The organism is Acidobacteriota bacterium, assembly GCA_012729555.1.
GTDB lineage: Bacteria > Acidobacteriota > UBA6911 > UBA6911 > UBA6911 > UBA6911.
Genome location: JAAYCX010000064.1, coordinates 1 through 15236 on the forward strand (window position 1 = coordinate 1; position 15236 = coordinate 15236).

General features: G+C 68.3%; 12 protein-coding genes. 6 read left to right on the forward strand and 6 right to left on the reverse strand.

Going from position 1 to position 15236, the window contains the following annotated elements:
- Positions 1-123: 123 nt before the first annotated feature.
- Both malQ and GXY47_12295 read right to left on the reverse strand, forming a co-directional pair.
- Entirely contained in the window at positions 124-1575 is a 1452-nt protein-coding gene (gene malQ / locus GXY47_12290) for a 4-alpha-glucanotransferase (GenBank protein ID NLV31919.1), read from the reverse strand.
- A gap of 54 nt (positions 1576-1629) precedes the next feature.
- Positions 1630-4377: a vitamin B12-dependent ribonucleotide reductase gene (locus GXY47_12295; GenBank protein ID NLV31920.1), complete on the reverse strand. Its 2748-nt coding sequence runs from the start codon at positions 4375-4377 to the stop codon at positions 1630-1632.
- Positions 4378-4702: 325 nt separating this feature from the next.
- On the opposite strand from GXY47_12295, the gene GXY47_12300 reads away from it, so the two are divergent.
- Positions 4703-5512 carry a 3'-5' exonuclease gene (locus GXY47_12300; protein ID NLV31921.1) on the forward strand — a complete coding sequence of 270 codons (810 nt, stop codon included), beginning with the start codon at positions 4703-4705 and terminating at the stop codon, positions 5510-5512.
- A 3-nt stretch (positions 5513-5515) separates the two neighbouring features.
- Here GXY47_12300 and GXY47_12305 read toward each other — a convergent pair whose 3' ends face one another.
- Entirely contained in the window at positions 5516-6046 is a 531-nt protein-coding gene (locus tag GXY47_12305; GenBank protein ID NLV31922.1) for an ACT domain-containing protein, read from the reverse strand.
- A 29-nt stretch (positions 6047-6075) separates the two neighbouring features.
- On the reverse strand, positions 6076-6888 hold the full coding sequence (locus GXY47_12310; protein NLV31923.1) for a DUF1684 domain-containing protein: 813 nt from the start codon (positions 6886-6888) through the stop codon (positions 6076-6078).
- A 422-nt stretch (positions 6889-7310) separates the two neighbouring features.
- On the opposite strand from GXY47_12310, the gene GXY47_12315 reads away from it, so the two are divergent.
- From GXY47_12315 to GXY47_12330, 4 genes are read left to right on the forward strand one after another with little or no spacing between them, the layout of a single operon-like run.
- Positions 7311-8537 (forward strand): hypothetical protein, encoded by a 1227-nt coding sequence (locus tag GXY47_12315; GenBank protein ID NLV31924.1) that lies wholly within the window; start codon positions 7311-7313, stop codon positions 8535-8537.
- A gap of 3 nt (positions 8538-8540) precedes the next feature.
- Positions 8541-10742: a transglycosylase SLT domain-containing protein gene (locus GXY47_12320; protein ID NLV31925.1), complete on the forward strand. Its 2202-nt coding sequence runs from the start codon at positions 8541-8543 to the stop codon at positions 10740-10742.
- Positions 10739-11917: an aminotransferase class I/II-fold pyridoxal phosphate-dependent enzyme gene (locus GXY47_12325; protein ID NLV31926.1), complete on the forward strand. Its 1179-nt coding sequence runs from the start codon at positions 10739-10741 to the stop codon at positions 11915-11917. Before GXY47_12320 ends, GXY47_12325 begins: the two co-directional genes overlap by 4 nt.
- 17 nt (positions 11918-11934) lie before the next feature.
- Entirely contained in the window at positions 11935-12525 is a 591-nt protein-coding gene (locus GXY47_12330; protein ID NLV31927.1) for a sigma-70 family RNA polymerase sigma factor, read from the forward strand.
- A 13-nt stretch (positions 12526-12538) separates the two neighbouring features.
- On the opposite strand, the gene GXY47_12335 is transcribed toward GXY47_12330, so the two are convergent.
- Positions 12539-13237: a transglutaminase domain-containing protein gene (locus GXY47_12335; protein NLV31928.1), complete on the reverse strand. Its 699-nt coding sequence runs from the start codon at positions 13235-13237 to the stop codon at positions 12539-12541.
- Complete coding sequence (locus GXY47_12340; GenBank protein NLV31929.1) at positions 13234-13686, reverse strand: VOC family protein; 453 nt, start codon at positions 13684-13686, stop codon at positions 13234-13236. Before GXY47_12340 ends, GXY47_12335 begins: the two co-directional genes overlap by 4 nt.
- 220 nt (positions 13687-13906) lie before the next feature.
- On the opposite strand from GXY47_12340, the gene pepT reads away from it, so the two are divergent.
- Positions 13907-15172: a peptidase T gene (gene pepT, locus GXY47_12345; GenBank protein ID NLV31930.1), complete on the forward strand. Its 1266-nt coding sequence runs from the start codon at positions 13907-13909 to the stop codon at positions 15170-15172.
- Positions 15173-15236: the final 64 nt, after the last annotated feature.

Here is a 15236-nt window from a genome sequence, read left to right on the forward strand (position 1 = left end):
GCGTTACGCTTGGTCGGATTCCTCGACGTACCGTCCAGTACGCCTGCGGAATCCTCCCGGCTCGCGCCTTGTATCCACGCCCACCTGCGCCGCCTCGCGACGTACCCTCATGAATAATGCGGGTTAAACACCGCCGCGCCCGTACCTGCGGTTCATCTCCCGCAGCCGGGCCGCGCCCTCCCGCGTGAGAGCGTCCGGCCGCATCCTCCAGAGCCAGTTCCCCCCGACCGTCGAGGGGGTGTTCATGCGCGCCTCGCTCCCCAGCCCCAGGAGGTCCTGCATCGGGATGACGGCGGTGTCGGCCACCGACCCGAGCGCCAGCCGGACGAGGTCCAGGACCCCGTCGCTTCCGTCCGTGCCCATGTAGCGGAGCGCCGCTGCCGCCTCCCCCCGGGTCCGGCCGGCCGCAAACCACCCGGCGGTGGTGTCGTTGTCGTGCGTCCCGGTGTAGACCACCGAGTTCCGGGTGAAGTTGTACGGCTTGTGGGGGTTGGCGCGCGACTCGTCCCCGAAGGCGAACTGCAGCACCCTCATCCCGGGAAACCCCAGGCGGTCGCGCAGGGCGAGGACCCCGGGGGTAATGTACCCCAGGTCCTCGGCGATGAAGGGGAGGGGGCCCAGTTCGGCCTCGAGGGCCGCGAAGAAGCGCTCCCCGGGACCGGGCACCCAGCGCCCGACCGAGGCGTCGGCCGCCCCCCCGGGGATCTCGTAATACTTTTCGAACCCGCGGAAGTGGTCCAGCCGGATGATGTCGGCCGTCCCGAGCGCCGCGCGCACCCGCTCGATCCACCAGCGGTACCCGGTGCGCTCCATCTCCCCCCAGCGGTAGAGCGGGTTCCCCCAGAGCTGCCCGGTGGCGCTGAAATAATCGGGGGGGACGCCGGCAACCGTGAGGGGGCGCCCCCGCTCGTCCAGGTCGAAGAGCGCGCGGTGGGCCCAGACGTCGGCGCTGTCGTGCGCGACGAAAATCGGGAGGTCGCCGATGATGCGGATCCCCCGCTCTCGGCAGTAGGCCCTCAGCCCGCGCCACTGCCGGAAAAATTCGAACTGGATGAATTTCTGGGCCCGGGCGGCCTCTTCGTCAGGGACGGCGCCCGGGTCCCAGTCGGTCCAGGGCGCCTCGTTGTGGGCCTCCCTCAAGGCGGCGAAGCGGGCGAAGGGCTCGAGCCACCCATCCTCGTCGGCGCAGAAACGCTCGAACTGCGGGTCGGGCGGACCCTTGCGGAAAAACGCGCGCGCCGCCCGGCCGAGCAGCCGCTTCCGCCAGGGGATCACCGCGTCGAAATCGACGCGGTCCCCGGGGAAAAGGGGGGGGGACGCCAGCTCCCCCGGAGCGAGGAGCCCCCGCTCCACCAGGGGCTGAAGGCTCACCAGCAGCGGGTTCCCCCCCATGGCGGAATACGCCTGGTACGGGGAATGGCCGAACCCGGTCGGTCCCAGGGGGAGGACCTGCCACAGCCCGCACCCGCTTTCGGCGAGGAAGTCGGCGAAGCGGCAGGCCCCGGCCCCCAGGTCCCCTATGCCGAAATCGCCCGGAAGCGAGGTGGGATGAAGCAGGATGCCGCTCTGACGCATGGGAGCACCCGGCCCGGGGGCGCCGGACCGTCCGCCCGGCGCCCGCGGACCCGATTACGAACAGCCGCTGGTCTCGCCGCAGTTCATGCACTTGTAGCAGGAACCGTTGCGTACCATGATGCTGCCGCACGAGGCGCAACTGGGGGCGTCGTCGAGCGCGTACATCGATTTCATGTCGTTGAGCGATTTGGGCCCGGCATCGGGGACGACGGTTTCCCGGGCCTCGGCGACGGCCGTCTCCCTCACGTGGACCCCGGTCTGCAACTGCTCATCCACCGGGAGGAACTTGGAAGCCAGCCAGCGGAAGATGTAATCGACGATCGACTTGGCGAACGGGACCTCCGCGTTCCCCGTGTGCCCCGAGGGCTCGAAGCGGACATGGCTGAACTTGTCGATCAGCACCCGCAGCGGCACCCCGTACTGCAGCGCCAGGGAGATCGCGGTGGCGAAGGAGTCCATCAGGCCGGATATGGCGCTCCCCTCCTTGGCCATGACCAGGAAGATCTCCCCCGGCTGCCCGTCGTCGTACATCCCGACCGTGATATACCCTTCATGCCCGGCGATGCTGAACTTGTGGGTGATGGCCCTCCGTTCCACGGGAAGCTTGCGCCGCACCGGCTTGAATTCCGGGACCGCCGATTTGGCCGCTTCGGCCTTCGACCCCCCCGACGCGTTGAGCGGCTGCGTCCGCTTGGAATTGTCGCGGTAGATGGCGATGGCCTTCACCCCCAGGCGCCAGGCCTGCGTGTAGAGGTCGGCGATCTCGTCGACGGTGATGCTCTCGGGCACGTTGACGGTCTTGCTGATGGCGCCCGAGATGAACGGCTGCACCGCGCTCATCATCTTGATGTGCCCCAGGTAGTGGATCGACCGGTCGCCGCGCTGCGGCTTGAAGGCGCAGTCGAACACCGGCAGGTGCTCCGCCTTCACGTGGGGGGCCCCCTCGATCATGCCGTTCTCGTCGATATAGGCGGTGATGGCGCCGATCTGCTCCCCGGTATAGCCCAGCCTGGCCAGGGCGGCCGGAACGGTCTGGTTGACGATCTTCATGACCCCGCCGCCCACCAGCTTCTTGAACTTCACCAGGGCCAGGTCCGGCTCCACCCCGGTCGTATCGCAGTCCATCATGAAACCGATGGTGCCCGTGGGCGCCAGGACCGTGGCCTGGGCGTTGCGGAAGCCGTGTTCGGCCCCCTCGAGCACCACCAGGTCCCAGCACTCCTGGGCCGCCCGCGCGAGCGGCTCCGGAACGCACTCCGCCTGGATGTTCTGCACCGCGGCGCGGTGGGAGCGCATGACGTCCATGAAGGAATCGCGGTTCCGGGCATAGGCCGTGAACGCCCCCAGCCGGGCCGCGATGCGCGAAGACTGCAGGTAGGACTCCCCGGTCAGGACCGCCGAGACCGCCGCGGCGTAATTCCGTCCCTCGTCGCTGTCGTAGGCCAGGCCGCTGTGCATGAGCAGGGCCCCCAGGTTGGCGTAGCCCAGCCCCAGCGGGCGGAATTCCCGGCTGTTCTTGTCGATCTTTTCGGTCGGGTAGCTGGCGTTGTCGACCATGATGTCCTGCGCCGTGATCATGATGTCGACCGCCCGGCGGAACCCCTCGACGTCGAACTCGCCGTCCGGGCCCATGAACTTCAGCAGGTTGAAGGAGGCCAGGTTGCAGGCCGAATCGTCCAGGAACATGTATTCCGAACAGGGGTTGGACGCGTTGATGCGGCCCGACGCCTTGCAGGTATGCCAGCGGTTGATGGTGGTGTCGTACTGCATGCCGGGGTCGCCGCAGGCGTGGCAGGAGGCGGCGATCTTGTGCATCAGGTCACGGGCGGCGTAGGTGTCGACGATCTCCCCGGAGGGGCGCTCCCGCGTCATCCAGCTCCCGTTCTGTTCCACCTGGCACATGAACTCGTCGTTGACGCGGACGCTGTTGTTGGCGTTCTGGAAGAAGACACTGCTGTAGGCCTCCCCGTCCACCGCGCTGTCGTAGCCCGAGGCCACCAGGGTCCAGGCCTTCTTCTCCTCCTTCGCCTTGCACTCGATGAATTCCTCGATATCGGGGTGGTCGATGTCGAGGATGACCATCTTGGCCGCCCGGCGCGTCTTCCCCCCGCTCTTGATCACCCCGGCGAAGGCGTCGAACCCCTTCATGAAACTGACCGGGCCGGAGGCGGTCCCCCCCCCGGAGAGCCGGGCGCGGGAGGAGCGCAGGGGGGAAAAATTGGTGCCGGTCCCCGAACCGAACTTGAACAGCTTCCCCTCGGTATGCGCGAGCGACAGGATCGAATCCATGGTGTCCTGGACCGAGTTGATGAAGCATGCGGAGCACTGGGGATTGGGCTCGATCCCGCAGTTGAACCAGACGGGGGAGTTGAACGCGGCGTACTGGTGCAGCAGCAGGTAGACCAGCTCGTCGTGAAAGGTCTGGGCATCCGCGGCGGAGGCGAAATAGCCCCCCTCGATCCCCCACCCGGTGATCGTGCGCGCGACCCGCTCCATGAGCTGGCGCACGCTCCGCTCCCGCTGCGGCGTCCCGACCTGGCCGTGGAAATACTTGCTCACGACGATATTGGTCGCCGTCTGGGACCAGCTTTTCGGGATCTCCACCCCGTCCTGGCGGAAGAGATCGTCCCCTTTTTCACTCGTGATGACGGCCGAGCGCTCTTCCCACTCCACCGTGTCGTAAGGATTCGTCCCCTCCTTCGTGAAGTGGCGGGGGAACTCGAGCCCCTCGGCGTCCTGCCGCTGCACAGCCATTCCTTTCAAGGCGGCATTTTCCATTGGAACCACTTTGTTGCTGCTCATGAGAAGACTCCTCCCTGCTGATATCTATAAAATGGGATGACTCCGCCGCGACCTCCACCGCATGCGGGAGTGTAACCGCCTCAAAGGGTATGTCCGGTTTTTACACGAACGGCGTCGGCGCTGTCAATCAAATTATCCCAAAAGTTCTACTAAATATGGTACTCCAATGCCCGACTCACCACAATATGTTGCATAAAGTCGGATAAATCCCTCAACAGTCGCAGGTTACGGTCCCCGGCCGGCCGCCCCCGCATCCCGTTTGACATCCGGGGCGTTATCTTTCACAATGGCACTCCAAAAACAAACCGCCCCCCCGGAAGGTGACATGGTCCAGTACCTCGTTTTCGATATCGAGACCCGCGTCGACAAGGATCTGGTGAAGGAGATCTACGACCCCGAGAACAGCCTGACGCTGGACCAGGCCTATGACACCGCCCGGGACCGGATCCTGGAGAAGAGCAACCAGCAGAGCGACTTTTTCCCCATCCCTTTCCATATCCCGATAGCCATCTCCACGATGCAGGCGGACGAAAAGTACCGGATCCTGTCGCTCGGGTGCCTGGGGGCCGACCGCTTTTCGGAGGAGGACCTGGTCGCCAGGTTCTGGAGCATTTTCGAGAGCGCCCGGACGATGGTCACCTTCAACGGCCGCGGGTTCGACCTCCCCGTGCTGGAAACCCGCGCGCTGAAGTTCGGCCTCTCCCTCCCCCGCTACTTCGGGGCGGACCAGGGGCGGAGCACCTTCCGCGGCAGCCGCTACAGCGACGCCTACCACATCGACCTCTGCGATTTCCTGTCGAATTTCGGCGCCGCGCACCGGCGCAGTTCGCTCGATGTCCTGACGCGGCTGATCGGGCTTCCCGGAAAGTACAGCATCGAAGGGGATGACGTCGAATATCTCTTCCGGCAGGGGCGGCAGAAGGAGATCAACCAGTACTGCGTCACCGACGTGGTGCAGACCTACCTGCTTTTTCTGCGGGTGGAGCTGCTGCGGGGCCGGCTGACGCCAGAATCCTACCGCGAAGCCCTGGCCGCGGCCCGGGCGGACCTGGCCGAGCGGGCGGCGCAGGCCGGGCCGGACAACTTCCTGCAGGACTTCCTGGAGCGCTGCCGCTTCCCCGGGGAAGGCGCCTGAGCCCTACCCCTTCTTCCTGGCGGCCGGAACGGGACTCTTTTTACCGGCCGGGCGCGCCGCGCCCTTCTTCACCGGGGTCCGGGCGGGCTTCTTCCTGCAGGCGGCCAGGAACTCCCTGAGCACCCTTACCGCCCGCGGGAGTTCTTCCTTGGGGACGATGATCTGGTCGCTCTTGAAGGTCGAGGTCGGGACGGCCCGGATGCCGTTGTCGCTCAGCACGGTCCCGACGGCGCACATGTAGCCGGTGGTGACGAGCGAGAGCTTCTTGTCGAAGCCGATGATCTTCACCAGCCCCTTCACGTCGTACTTCTCCAGCATGCCTTTCATGCGCAGCCATTTGCGGCGGGGCACCACCATGGTGACCGACTTGGGCTCCTGGACGATCAGAGCAAAACGCGTGGTGGCCGGACGGAACCACTCGCCCGGGATGGGGTGAGTCCCCACCGGAAGGTCGACGGCGACGTAGTCCTCGGGAAATACCACCAGTTCGGTGCGGCTCAGCAGTTCCTTGAGATCGGCGTTGAGATCTGCCATAGGGCTCCTTGTCGATTGGATGAGTGGTTTCATGATAGCACCGTCTTCGGGACGCCGGAAAGCCCTTTCGCCCCCACCTTCCGCCGCAGCTTCCCGGTCTTGCCGGCGGGCGGGAATTTCCTTTCGCCCGCCCTGACGGGAACGGAGAGGGTGTTGGCCGCCGGCGGCAGCGGGCAGCTGTAATCGGGATTGTAGGCGCAGTAGGGGTTGTACGCCCGGTTGAAATCCAGGTCGTAGGTCCCCGAAGTGTTTTCCGCCAGATCGATATAGCGGCCGGCCCCGTAGGTCTCGTCCCCCGAGGTGGCGTCCCGGAACGGGACGAAGAGCGAGGGGGAGGCGGTATCTGCGAAGCGGAAGACCTCCAGGCGGCAGTCGCGGTCCCCCACCCGGAATTCGAACCAGCCGTAGCGGAGGGCGTCGCGGACCTCGCCGGTGTTGGTCCCCATGCGCACGGGGGAGGCGACCTCGTAGCGACGGAGCCGCACCGAAAACCTGAGCGAGGGATCGACGGGGTAATAGGAAAGGCCCCGGAACGCCGCGCGCCCGGCGGCGGGGATGGGGGACTCCGCCCCCGACCTGAAGGCCTCGTCCTTCGCCTCCCTTTCCAGGAGGAGGGCGGACGCCCCGGGCGCGGACGTCCCGGGCGCGGACACCTCGGGCGCGGACACCTCGGGCGCGGACGCCTCGGGCGCGGACGCCTCGGGCGCGGACGCCCCGGGGGCTCCTTCAGGGGGGGCCCCCTCAGGGGGGGACGGCGCGCGCCCGCACCCTGACAGCGCCAGCGCGAACAACCCACAGGCGGCGCAGAGCGTCCGCCGGCGCACTCCCGATCGCCTGTTCATTCCTCGACCTCCCTGAGTTTTCATCCTGCCGGCCCGGAGGGCTCCCCGGGGCCGCCGCTTGACTAAGATACGACCCCCGGAGCCGGATGTTTCCATAAGTAGATGCTCCATGGGGTTTACCCGAAAATGTGACCCGGGTCACAATCGCGGTCCGAAACTCCTGCCGATAAGGGACCGGGTGCGGCCCGCAGCCGCGCCGGAGACGAAAGTTTTCGGGGATAAACTGCAACCTTTCCGGGAGAATGTCGTTATTGAAAGGAGACCCTCAAACCCAGTACAACACCTCCTTTCAGGGGGCGGCGGGGGATGGAAGATTCCACCCCCGCCGCCCTTCCTTTTTCGCCCGCAGTCCGCGATCCCGGTTGACACCCCCGGGGGCTTTCGATAGTCTTCACACAAATTTGAGTGATTAGGAGCGATCCATGCCCTCCGCAAGAGAATGTGCCGATCGGCTTCGGGAACAGGCCTATAAAACCCTCTCGCCGCAGCTCGAAGCGCTCAATGACGAGCTGGAGCAGGTCCGCCGTTCCCTCGCCGCGGGGATCGGGCAGCTCGAACAGAAGATAGAGGCGCTGCGGCGTGTCGAACTCCCCGCGATGGCGCCCGCGCTGGACGGGATGCTCGAGGAGTCGATCCGGGCACGCGACCTGGAATCGGAGGCCCTGGCACAATTCACGCACGACCTGGGCCGGATGGAGACCCAGGAACAGATCCTCACCCTCCTGCTCGACGCGGCGGCCCGCTGCTCCGCGCGCGTCGCCCTGTTCGCGCTGCGCGACGGACGGCTCACCGGCTGGTCGTCGAGGGGGTTCGCCGAGGACGCCGCCAGGACGATCGGGGCCGATTCCTTTTCCCCGGACGCGTGTCCCGAATTCGGGGACGCCCTCGCCGCCGCGACGCCCGTGGAAGCCTCCAGCCTGCCCGAAGCCCCCTCGCTCGCGCCCATCCAGGCGGAGTGCCGGGGCCCCTGGCGCCTCCAGGCGCTCCGCGTGCTCGACCGCCCCGTCGCCCTGCTGGTTGCCGGGGGGGGGGACGGCGTCTCGGCAAGGCCGCAGGCGCTCTCCATCCTCGTGAATTTCACCGCCCTGCGCCTCGAAAACATCGCGCTCCGGCTCCTGCGCGAATTCCGCGAACCGGCCGCACCCGCACCCGGCGACGGCCTTCCCGAAACCCGCGAAGAACCCAAACCGCAGGCCGGGCCGACGGAGCCCGCGCCGCCGCCGCCGCAGGCGGAAGATGCCCCGGGGGCGGAGGCCGCGCCAGGCGCCGCGCCGGAAGAACCCGGACACGAGTTCGGAGACTGGGCGGGGAGCGGCTTCGAGGCTTCCGCCTCTTCAGCCCAGGCGGAGGACTCCCCCGCCGGCGAGGACGAGAGGCTGCACGCGGACGCCAAGCGGTTCGCCCGCCTCCTGGTATCGGAAATCAAGCTCTACAACGAGACCCACGTCACGGAGGGGCGCCAGAACCAGGATCTCTACCTGAGGCTGAAGCGCGACATCGACCGGAGCCGCGAGATGTACGAAAAACGGGTCTCCCCGACCGTGGCCGACCGGATCGATTATTTTCACGACGAGATCGTCCGCATTCTGGGGGATAACGACCCCTCGACGCTCGGAAGCGACTATCCGGGGCCCAGGATTGAAAGTTAGCCAGTGCACGTATTCCGAAAATCTCGAGGAGGGGGGCGCCGTGAACGACTGAGCCCCCTCTGCCTCTCCGCGCTTGCGGCCCCCCTGCTCGCCGCGTGCCTCGCGCCCCCCCCCGCGGGCGTATCGATCGATCCGCCCCCGCCCCCGGCGGGGCTCCAGCGGTGGGACCCCGACGACCGACGTCTCCCCCTCGCGCCGCTCGAGGCGCTCGGGCGGGGCGTGGACCACTTCGAGGCCGGGCGCTGGGCCGAAGCGCTCGACACCCTCCCCGGGCCGGGCGCCCCGTCCTTTCTGGTCGCCGACTACGCCCTGCTCTACCGGGCCAAAGCCCACTTTGAGCTGAAACAGTACCGGGAGGCGCGCCAGGCGTTCCGTACCCTCACCGAGCGCCACCCCGGTTCTCCGCTCGAGCGGGAAGCCGTCATGGGCCAGTGCGCCTCCCTGCTCGAACTCGGCGAGGCCGGGCCGGTGCCCGGGCTGCTGGCCGCGTACACCGACCCGGAGGCCCTCTACACCCGGGCCCGGGCCCTCGAACTCGAGGGGAACAGGGCCGGGGCGGTCCCCCTCTACCTCACGGTCTGGTCCGAAAGCCCCGCAACCCCCCATGCCGAAAAGGCGGGACGCGCCCTCGAGGCCCTCTCCCCCGGGGCGCTCGCGGGGAAACGGAACTACGCGCCCCGCCTGCGGCGCGCCGAGAAGCTGCTCGCGGCGGGGAGGAACTCCGAAGCCCGCACCCTCCTGCTGGCCCTGGGCCGGGTTTCGGCCCCCGATTCCGGCTCTTCGCAGAAGCGGACCCTGCTGCTGGCCGAGGCCGACTACGCGCTCGAACGAACCTCCTCGGCCCTGATTTCGCTCGCGAAGATCAGCGCCGACGACCCGAGCCTGCACGCCCGGGCCCTTTACCTGGAGGGGGGCTGCCGGCGGCGGCAGGGGAACGAAAAGCTCTTCCTGGCGGCGCGGGACCGGGCCCTCAAACTCCACCCCGCATCGGCCGACACCGAGGAGCTCTGCTACTCCGTGGCGACCTGGTACGACACCCGGTACGAGGACGCGGAGTCGGAAAACGCCTACCGGGTCCTGCTCGAGGCTTTCCCCCGGGGGCGGCACGCGGAGCGGGCCCGGTGGAAACTGGCGCTGTACGCCTGGCTCGGCGGGCGCTTCGAACAGGCGGCCGCCGCCTTCGCCGGATACGTGTCGGCCCATCCCGACCCCCCCGCGGCCGCCCCCGCGCTCTACTGGATGGGCCGCTGCTACGGGAAGCTGGGGGACGCCGCCCGGGCGCGCTACCTCTACGGGCGCGCCGCGGCCCTCGTCCCCGACACCTTCTACGGCGACCTGGCCCGCGCCAGGGCGCGGGAGCTGCCGCCGTCGGGGAAGGGGACGGGGACGGGCGACTTCCACTCCTTCCAGGCCCGCGTCGACAAGCTCGGATACGCACCGGTCCCGATCGGCGGTCCGGACGGCGCGGCGGCCGGCCCGATCGACCGCGCCGAACAGCTCGCGGCCGCCGGGCTCGAGCCTCTCGCCCTCGAGGAGCTCCGGCACGCGCTCCGCGGCCGGCCCGAAAACCGGCGCCTCCTCCAGTACCTGATGGCCCGGGTCTGCGCCCGGGGCCAGGACTACCACGGGGCCATTTCGAACCTCTACAGCGTGTATCCCGAATACGCCGCCCGCCCGCTGGCCGATCTCCCCGCCGAGGCCCGCGACCTCCTGTACCCGACGCTCCACCGCGACGCCGTCGCAGCGGAGGCCGCCCGCAGGGGGGTGGAACCCGCCCTGGTCCTGGGTCTCATCCGGCAGGAATCGGCCTTCAACCCGAAAGCCCGCTCCCGCGCGAACGCCCGCGGCCTGATGCAGATCCTCCCCTCCACGGGCCGGAGCCTGGCGCGCAAGGCCGGGATCCGCGGATACAGCGCCGCCCGGCTCTACGACCCCGCCGTCAACATCGCTCTCGGGACCCGCTACCTGGCCGACCAGCTCGAGCGGTACGGGAGGGAAGACCTGGCGCTGGCGGCCTACAACGCGGGGGGCTCCCGGGTGAAGCTCTGGCTCGAAAAGTTCGGCGAGCCCGACATGGACGAATTCATCGAACGGATCCCCTTCCGCGAAACCCGCAATTACGTGCGCCGCGTCCTGGACAACCGCTCCCGCTACAGGGTATTACTATCGGGCGCACCCCTGGCGGCGCAGGAAAAGAGCGAATGAACCGTCCCCAGCTGTCGCAGAAAGCCGAACGCTTCACCGAATCGGTCATCCGCGAGATGACGCGCCTGGCCCGGCTCCACGGCGCCGTCAACCTGGCCCAGGGGATGCCCGATTTCCCCGCCCCGGCCGAAATCAAGGAAGCGGCCTGCCGCGCGATCATGGAGGACGTCAACCAGTACGCCATCACCTGGGGCGCCCCGAGGCTGCGCGCCGCCATCGCCGCGAAAACCGGGGCCCGGTGGAAGCGCGAGATCGACCCGGAGCGCGAAATCACCGTCACCTGCGGGTCGACCGAGGCGATGATCGCGAGCCTCCTGGCCGTCGTCGACCCCGGGGACGAGGTGGTGATCTTCGAACCCTTCTATGAAAATTACGGCCCCGACACCGTCCTTTCCGGGGCGGTCCCCCGTTTCGTCCCCCTGCGCCCCCCCGACTGGAGCTTCGACCCCGGGGAGCTCGAGCGGGCGTTCAACAGCCGCACCCGCGCCGTCATCCTCAACACGCCCAACAACCCCACCGGGAAGGTCTTCGGCCCGCGGGAACTCGGGGTGATCGCCGACCTGTGCATCCGCTGGGACGCCTATGCCGTCACCGACGAGATCTACGAGCACATCGTTTACGACGGCCTGGAGCACCGCTCCATCGCCACCGTCGAGGGGATGCGGGACCGGACCATCACCATCAACGGGATGAGCAAGACCTACAGCGTGACCGGGTGGCGCGTCGGGTGGGCCATCGCCCCCCCGCACCTGACCCGGGGCATCCGCAAGGTGCACGACTTCCTCACCGTGGGGGCGCCCGCGCCGCTGCAGGAGGCCGCCGTCGCGGCACTCGGCCTGCCGCCCGCGTACTACTCCCGCCTGGCCGCCGCCTACCAGGAGAGGCGCGACCTCCTCGTCGGGGCCCTCGGCGAGGCCGGTTTCGCCGCGGCGCCCCCCCAGGGGGCCTACTACATCATGGCCGATTACGGCCGGCTCAGCGCCGAGAGCGACACCGCCTTCACCCGCCGCCTGGTCGAGGAGGCCGGCGTCGCCGTCGTCCCCGGGAGCAGCTTCTTTCACCACCCCGGCCGCGGCGGCGGCATCGTCCGCTTCTGCTTCTGCAAGCGGGAGGAGACCCTCGTCGAGGCAAAAGAGCGGCTGCTCCGCATATCCTCTGGCTCCCCAAAGCCCTGATACGCTAAGATCCCTGCGTGTGGAAAGACACGGACTCGGATGAAGACCGCCTCCTGGTGACCCGGTGCCGCGAAGGGGACGCGAGCGCCTTCGAGACCCTGGTCCGCAAGTACCAGCAATCGGTCCTCAACCTCGTCTATCATTACCTCGGCTCCCGCAACGACGCCGAGGACGTCTCCCAGAAGATCTTCACCAAGGTCTATTTTTCCCTCTCCAAGTTCGACAACCGCCGCCCCTTCTTCCCCTGGCTCTACCGCATCGCCGCCAACCAGTGCTACGACGAACTCCGCAAGCTCCGGCGCCACAAGGTGCACACCTTCAGCGAACTGAGCCTGGAGGATTCCAACCGGCTGGAGACGCTGATCAGCCAGAACGAACCGCCGCTGGAAACCGAGGAGGACCAGAAGCAGGTGGCGGCGCTCCTGCACCGGATGCTGGACCAGCTCCCCGAGCAGCAGCGCACGGCCATCGTCCTGCGCGACCTGGAGGGGGTCCCCTACCCGAAGATGGCCGAAATCATGCAGTGCACCGAGCAGGCGGCCCGCCTGAAGGTGTTCCGCGCCCGCACCCGGCTGCGCGAACTGCTGGAACGCGCCATGCGCAAATAACCGCGGTTCCCGGCTAGACCACCTCTTCGGTCTCGAACCGCGGGCGGGGGGCCTGCCGTCTTTCGTGGCTCTCGATCCAGCCCCGGACCCGCTCCTCGCCGTAGGCGGCGCGGAAGCCGGCGACGATTTCGGCCACGGGGATGTCATCGAAGCTGCCGAGGAAAGCGACGTATTCCATGTAGCGGCGCCCCTCCCCGTTGAAGGGCTGGAAGATGGAGTCCTCGAGCCCGTCGAACTCGAGCGGCGGCACGCCGTGCCGCTCGCACAGCTCCCGGTTGAAGGCGGGGGTGGCCTTCACCCATTTCCCCCCGAGGTGGAGCTCGGCGAAGGCGTGCCAGGCGAACAGGTCGGAGCCGAGGTACTCGAGCAGCTGCCGGGTGGCGAGGTGGTTGCGCACGTGGGCGAACCCGGGCCGGGCGGGGATGCCGGCCGCGCGCGCGGCCGCGCACAGGAGCGACGCCTTGGGGATGCAGAAGCCGCGTCCCGCCCGGAGCACGCGGCTCGACCGGTAGTGCTCCGGGAGGTGAAACGGGGTGTAGGGGTCGTAGCGGATCCCGTCCCGCACGGCGCGGTAGAGGCGCACCGCCCGCTCCCGCTCGTCCGCGGCGCCCGCGGCGTGCCGGGCGACAAAGGCGAGGATATCGGGGTGGTCCGCGTCGATGATGTCCGTCGGCCGGAGCCAGGGCGCCAGGTCCTCCCTTTCGACGCTCACGGCTGCGGCTGCTTGTACTGGATCAGCTCGAAGGGGTTCCCGGCGTTGTCCCGGATGAAGACGAAGGCCACCCCGGGGGTATCGACCGGCCCGAAGGCGACCTCGGCCCCCTTGGCCCGGAGCTCGGCGACGGCGGCGGCGACGTCGGCCACCTCGAAAGCCATGTGCTTGAGGCCGTGCACTCCGAAATCGGCCGAGGGGTCGCGCCGGTAATCGGGCAGGGGCTTCGCCCCCTCCACCTCGAACAGCTCGATGTAGCAGTTGCCCCGGCGGATATGCACGATGTTCATCTTCTGCGCGCCGTCCTCCTTCATCCGCGCGATCACCTCGAACCCCAGCATCCGGCCGTACCAGGCGGCGGACGCCTCGGCGTCCGGCACGCTGATGCCGACATGGTGGTGGGCGATCCCGAAACCGACCGCCTCGTCGTTGCCGTCGGCCGCACTCATGTTCATGACCATCCCTCCCAGAAACATCAAAGCCAGCAGACCCGTCCCCTTTTTCATACGCCCGCCTCCATTATACCCCGCGCGCAGGAGGAAATCGGCCTCCCGCTCCCCGGGCCAAAATCGTGTCGCTTCGCGCTGAAAGCAAGTATACTCGGTGCAGCCCGGGGCGCGGGCGGATACTTCCGAAAACCGTCCGGACAAAGGGGAAGGGGCCGTGGAGATCAAACCGAAGGTCGTGGAGAGGCTGGTGCGCTACGCCGCAATCGACACGCAGTCCAAAGAAGAGGAGCTCCGGGTCCCGAGCACGGAGAAGCAGTTCACCCTCGCCCGGCTGCTCGTGGAGGAACTCCGGGAACTCGGGGTGCGGGAGGTGCGCCTCGACGAGGAGCACGGCTACGTCTACGCCACCGTCCCGGCCACCCTCCCCCCCGCGGAGGCGGCCGCCGTCCCCGCCGTCGGCTTCATCGCCCACCTCGACACCTCCCCCTCGGTCAGCGGGACCGGCGTGCGCCCGGTCGTTCACGAAAACTACGCCGGCGGCGACATCGCGCTCCCGGGCGACCCGGCGCAGGTGATCAGGGAAAACCCCGTCCTGCGGAGCCAGGTCGGGGCCGACATCGTCACCTCGGACGGCACCACCCTGCTCGGGGCGGACGACAAGGCGGGCATCGCGGCGATCATGACGGCGGTCCAATACTGGACGACGCACCCGGCTGAGCGGCGCGGGACGATCAGGATCGCCTTCACCCCCGACGAGGAGGTGGGGAACGGGACGGCGTTTTTCGACGTCCAGGGGTTCGGCGCCGACTTCGCCTACACCGTCGACGGGGGGGACATCGGGGAGATCAGCGACGAGACCTTCCACGCGCAGACGGCCGTCGTCACCTTCGCGGGGCGGAACACCCACCCCGGCTACGCCAAGGGGATCCTCGTGAATTCGCTCTACGCGGCGGGCCATTTCCTCTCCCTCTTTCCGGAGGGGATGAAGCCGGAGACGACGGAGGGGCGGGAAGGGTACCTGCACCCCCACGACCTCGGCGGCAACGAGGAGCTCGCGCGGCTCAAGGTGCTCCTGCGGGACTTCGAAACGGAGGGGATGGCGGCCAAGGGAGCGTTGCTCGGGGAGATGGCGGCGGAGACGGAGAGGCGCTTCCCCGGGGTCACGGTGGGGCTCGAGATCATCGACAGCTATCGCAACATGAAGGAGGTGCTCGGGCGGCACCCCCGGGTCGTCGCCATGGCCGAGCGTGCGATGCGGCAGGCGGGCGTCACCCCCTTCCGCCACGCCGTGCGCGGGGGGACCGACGGCGCGCGCCTCTCCTTCATGGGGCTCCCCACCCCGAACCTGTTCGCCGGGATGCAGAACCCCCACAGCAAGCTCGAGTGGGTCTCCTCCCGCGCCATGGAGCTCGCGGTCGCCACGATCGTGAACCTCGCCCGGCTCTGGGCCGAAAACGGGAACGCCCCCGGCCCGGACAGGGTATAATCATGACATGCCGGAGGAGCGGATCCCGATGATGGAAAAAGCGGTCACGATTCTCGAGTTGACC

Coding starts and splice junctions, on each gene's coding strand:
- GXY47_12300 (NLV31921.1), top strand. CDS start 4,703: ATGGTCCAGTACCTCGTTTTCGATATCGAGACCCGCGTCGACAAGGAT.
- GXY47_12340 (NLV31929.1), bottom strand. CDS start 13,686: ATGAGTGCGGCCGACGGCAACGACGAGGCGGTCGGTTTCGGGATCGCC.
- GXY47_12305 (NLV31922.1), bottom strand. CDS start 6,046: ATGGCAGATCTCAACGCCGATCTCAAGGAACTGCTGAGCCGCACCGAA.
- GXY47_12310 (NLV31923.1), bottom strand. CDS start 6,888: ATGAACAGGCGATCGGGAGTGCGCCGGCGGACGCTCTGCGCCGCCTGT.
- GXY47_12325 (NLV31926.1), top strand. CDS start 10,739: ATGAACCGTCCCCAGCTGTCGCAGAAAGCCGAACGCTTCACCGAATCG.
- GXY47_12315 (NLV31924.1), top strand. CDS start 7,311: ATGCCCTCCGCAAGAGAATGTGCCGATCGGCTTCGGGAACAGGCCTAT.
- GXY47_12295 (NLV31920.1), bottom strand. CDS start 4,377: ATGAGCAGCAACAAAGTGGTTCCAATGGAAAATGCCGCCTTGAAAGGA.
- malQ (NLV31919.1), bottom strand. CDS start 1,575: ATGCGTCAGAGCGGCATCCTGCTTCATCCCACCTCGCTTCCGGGCGAT.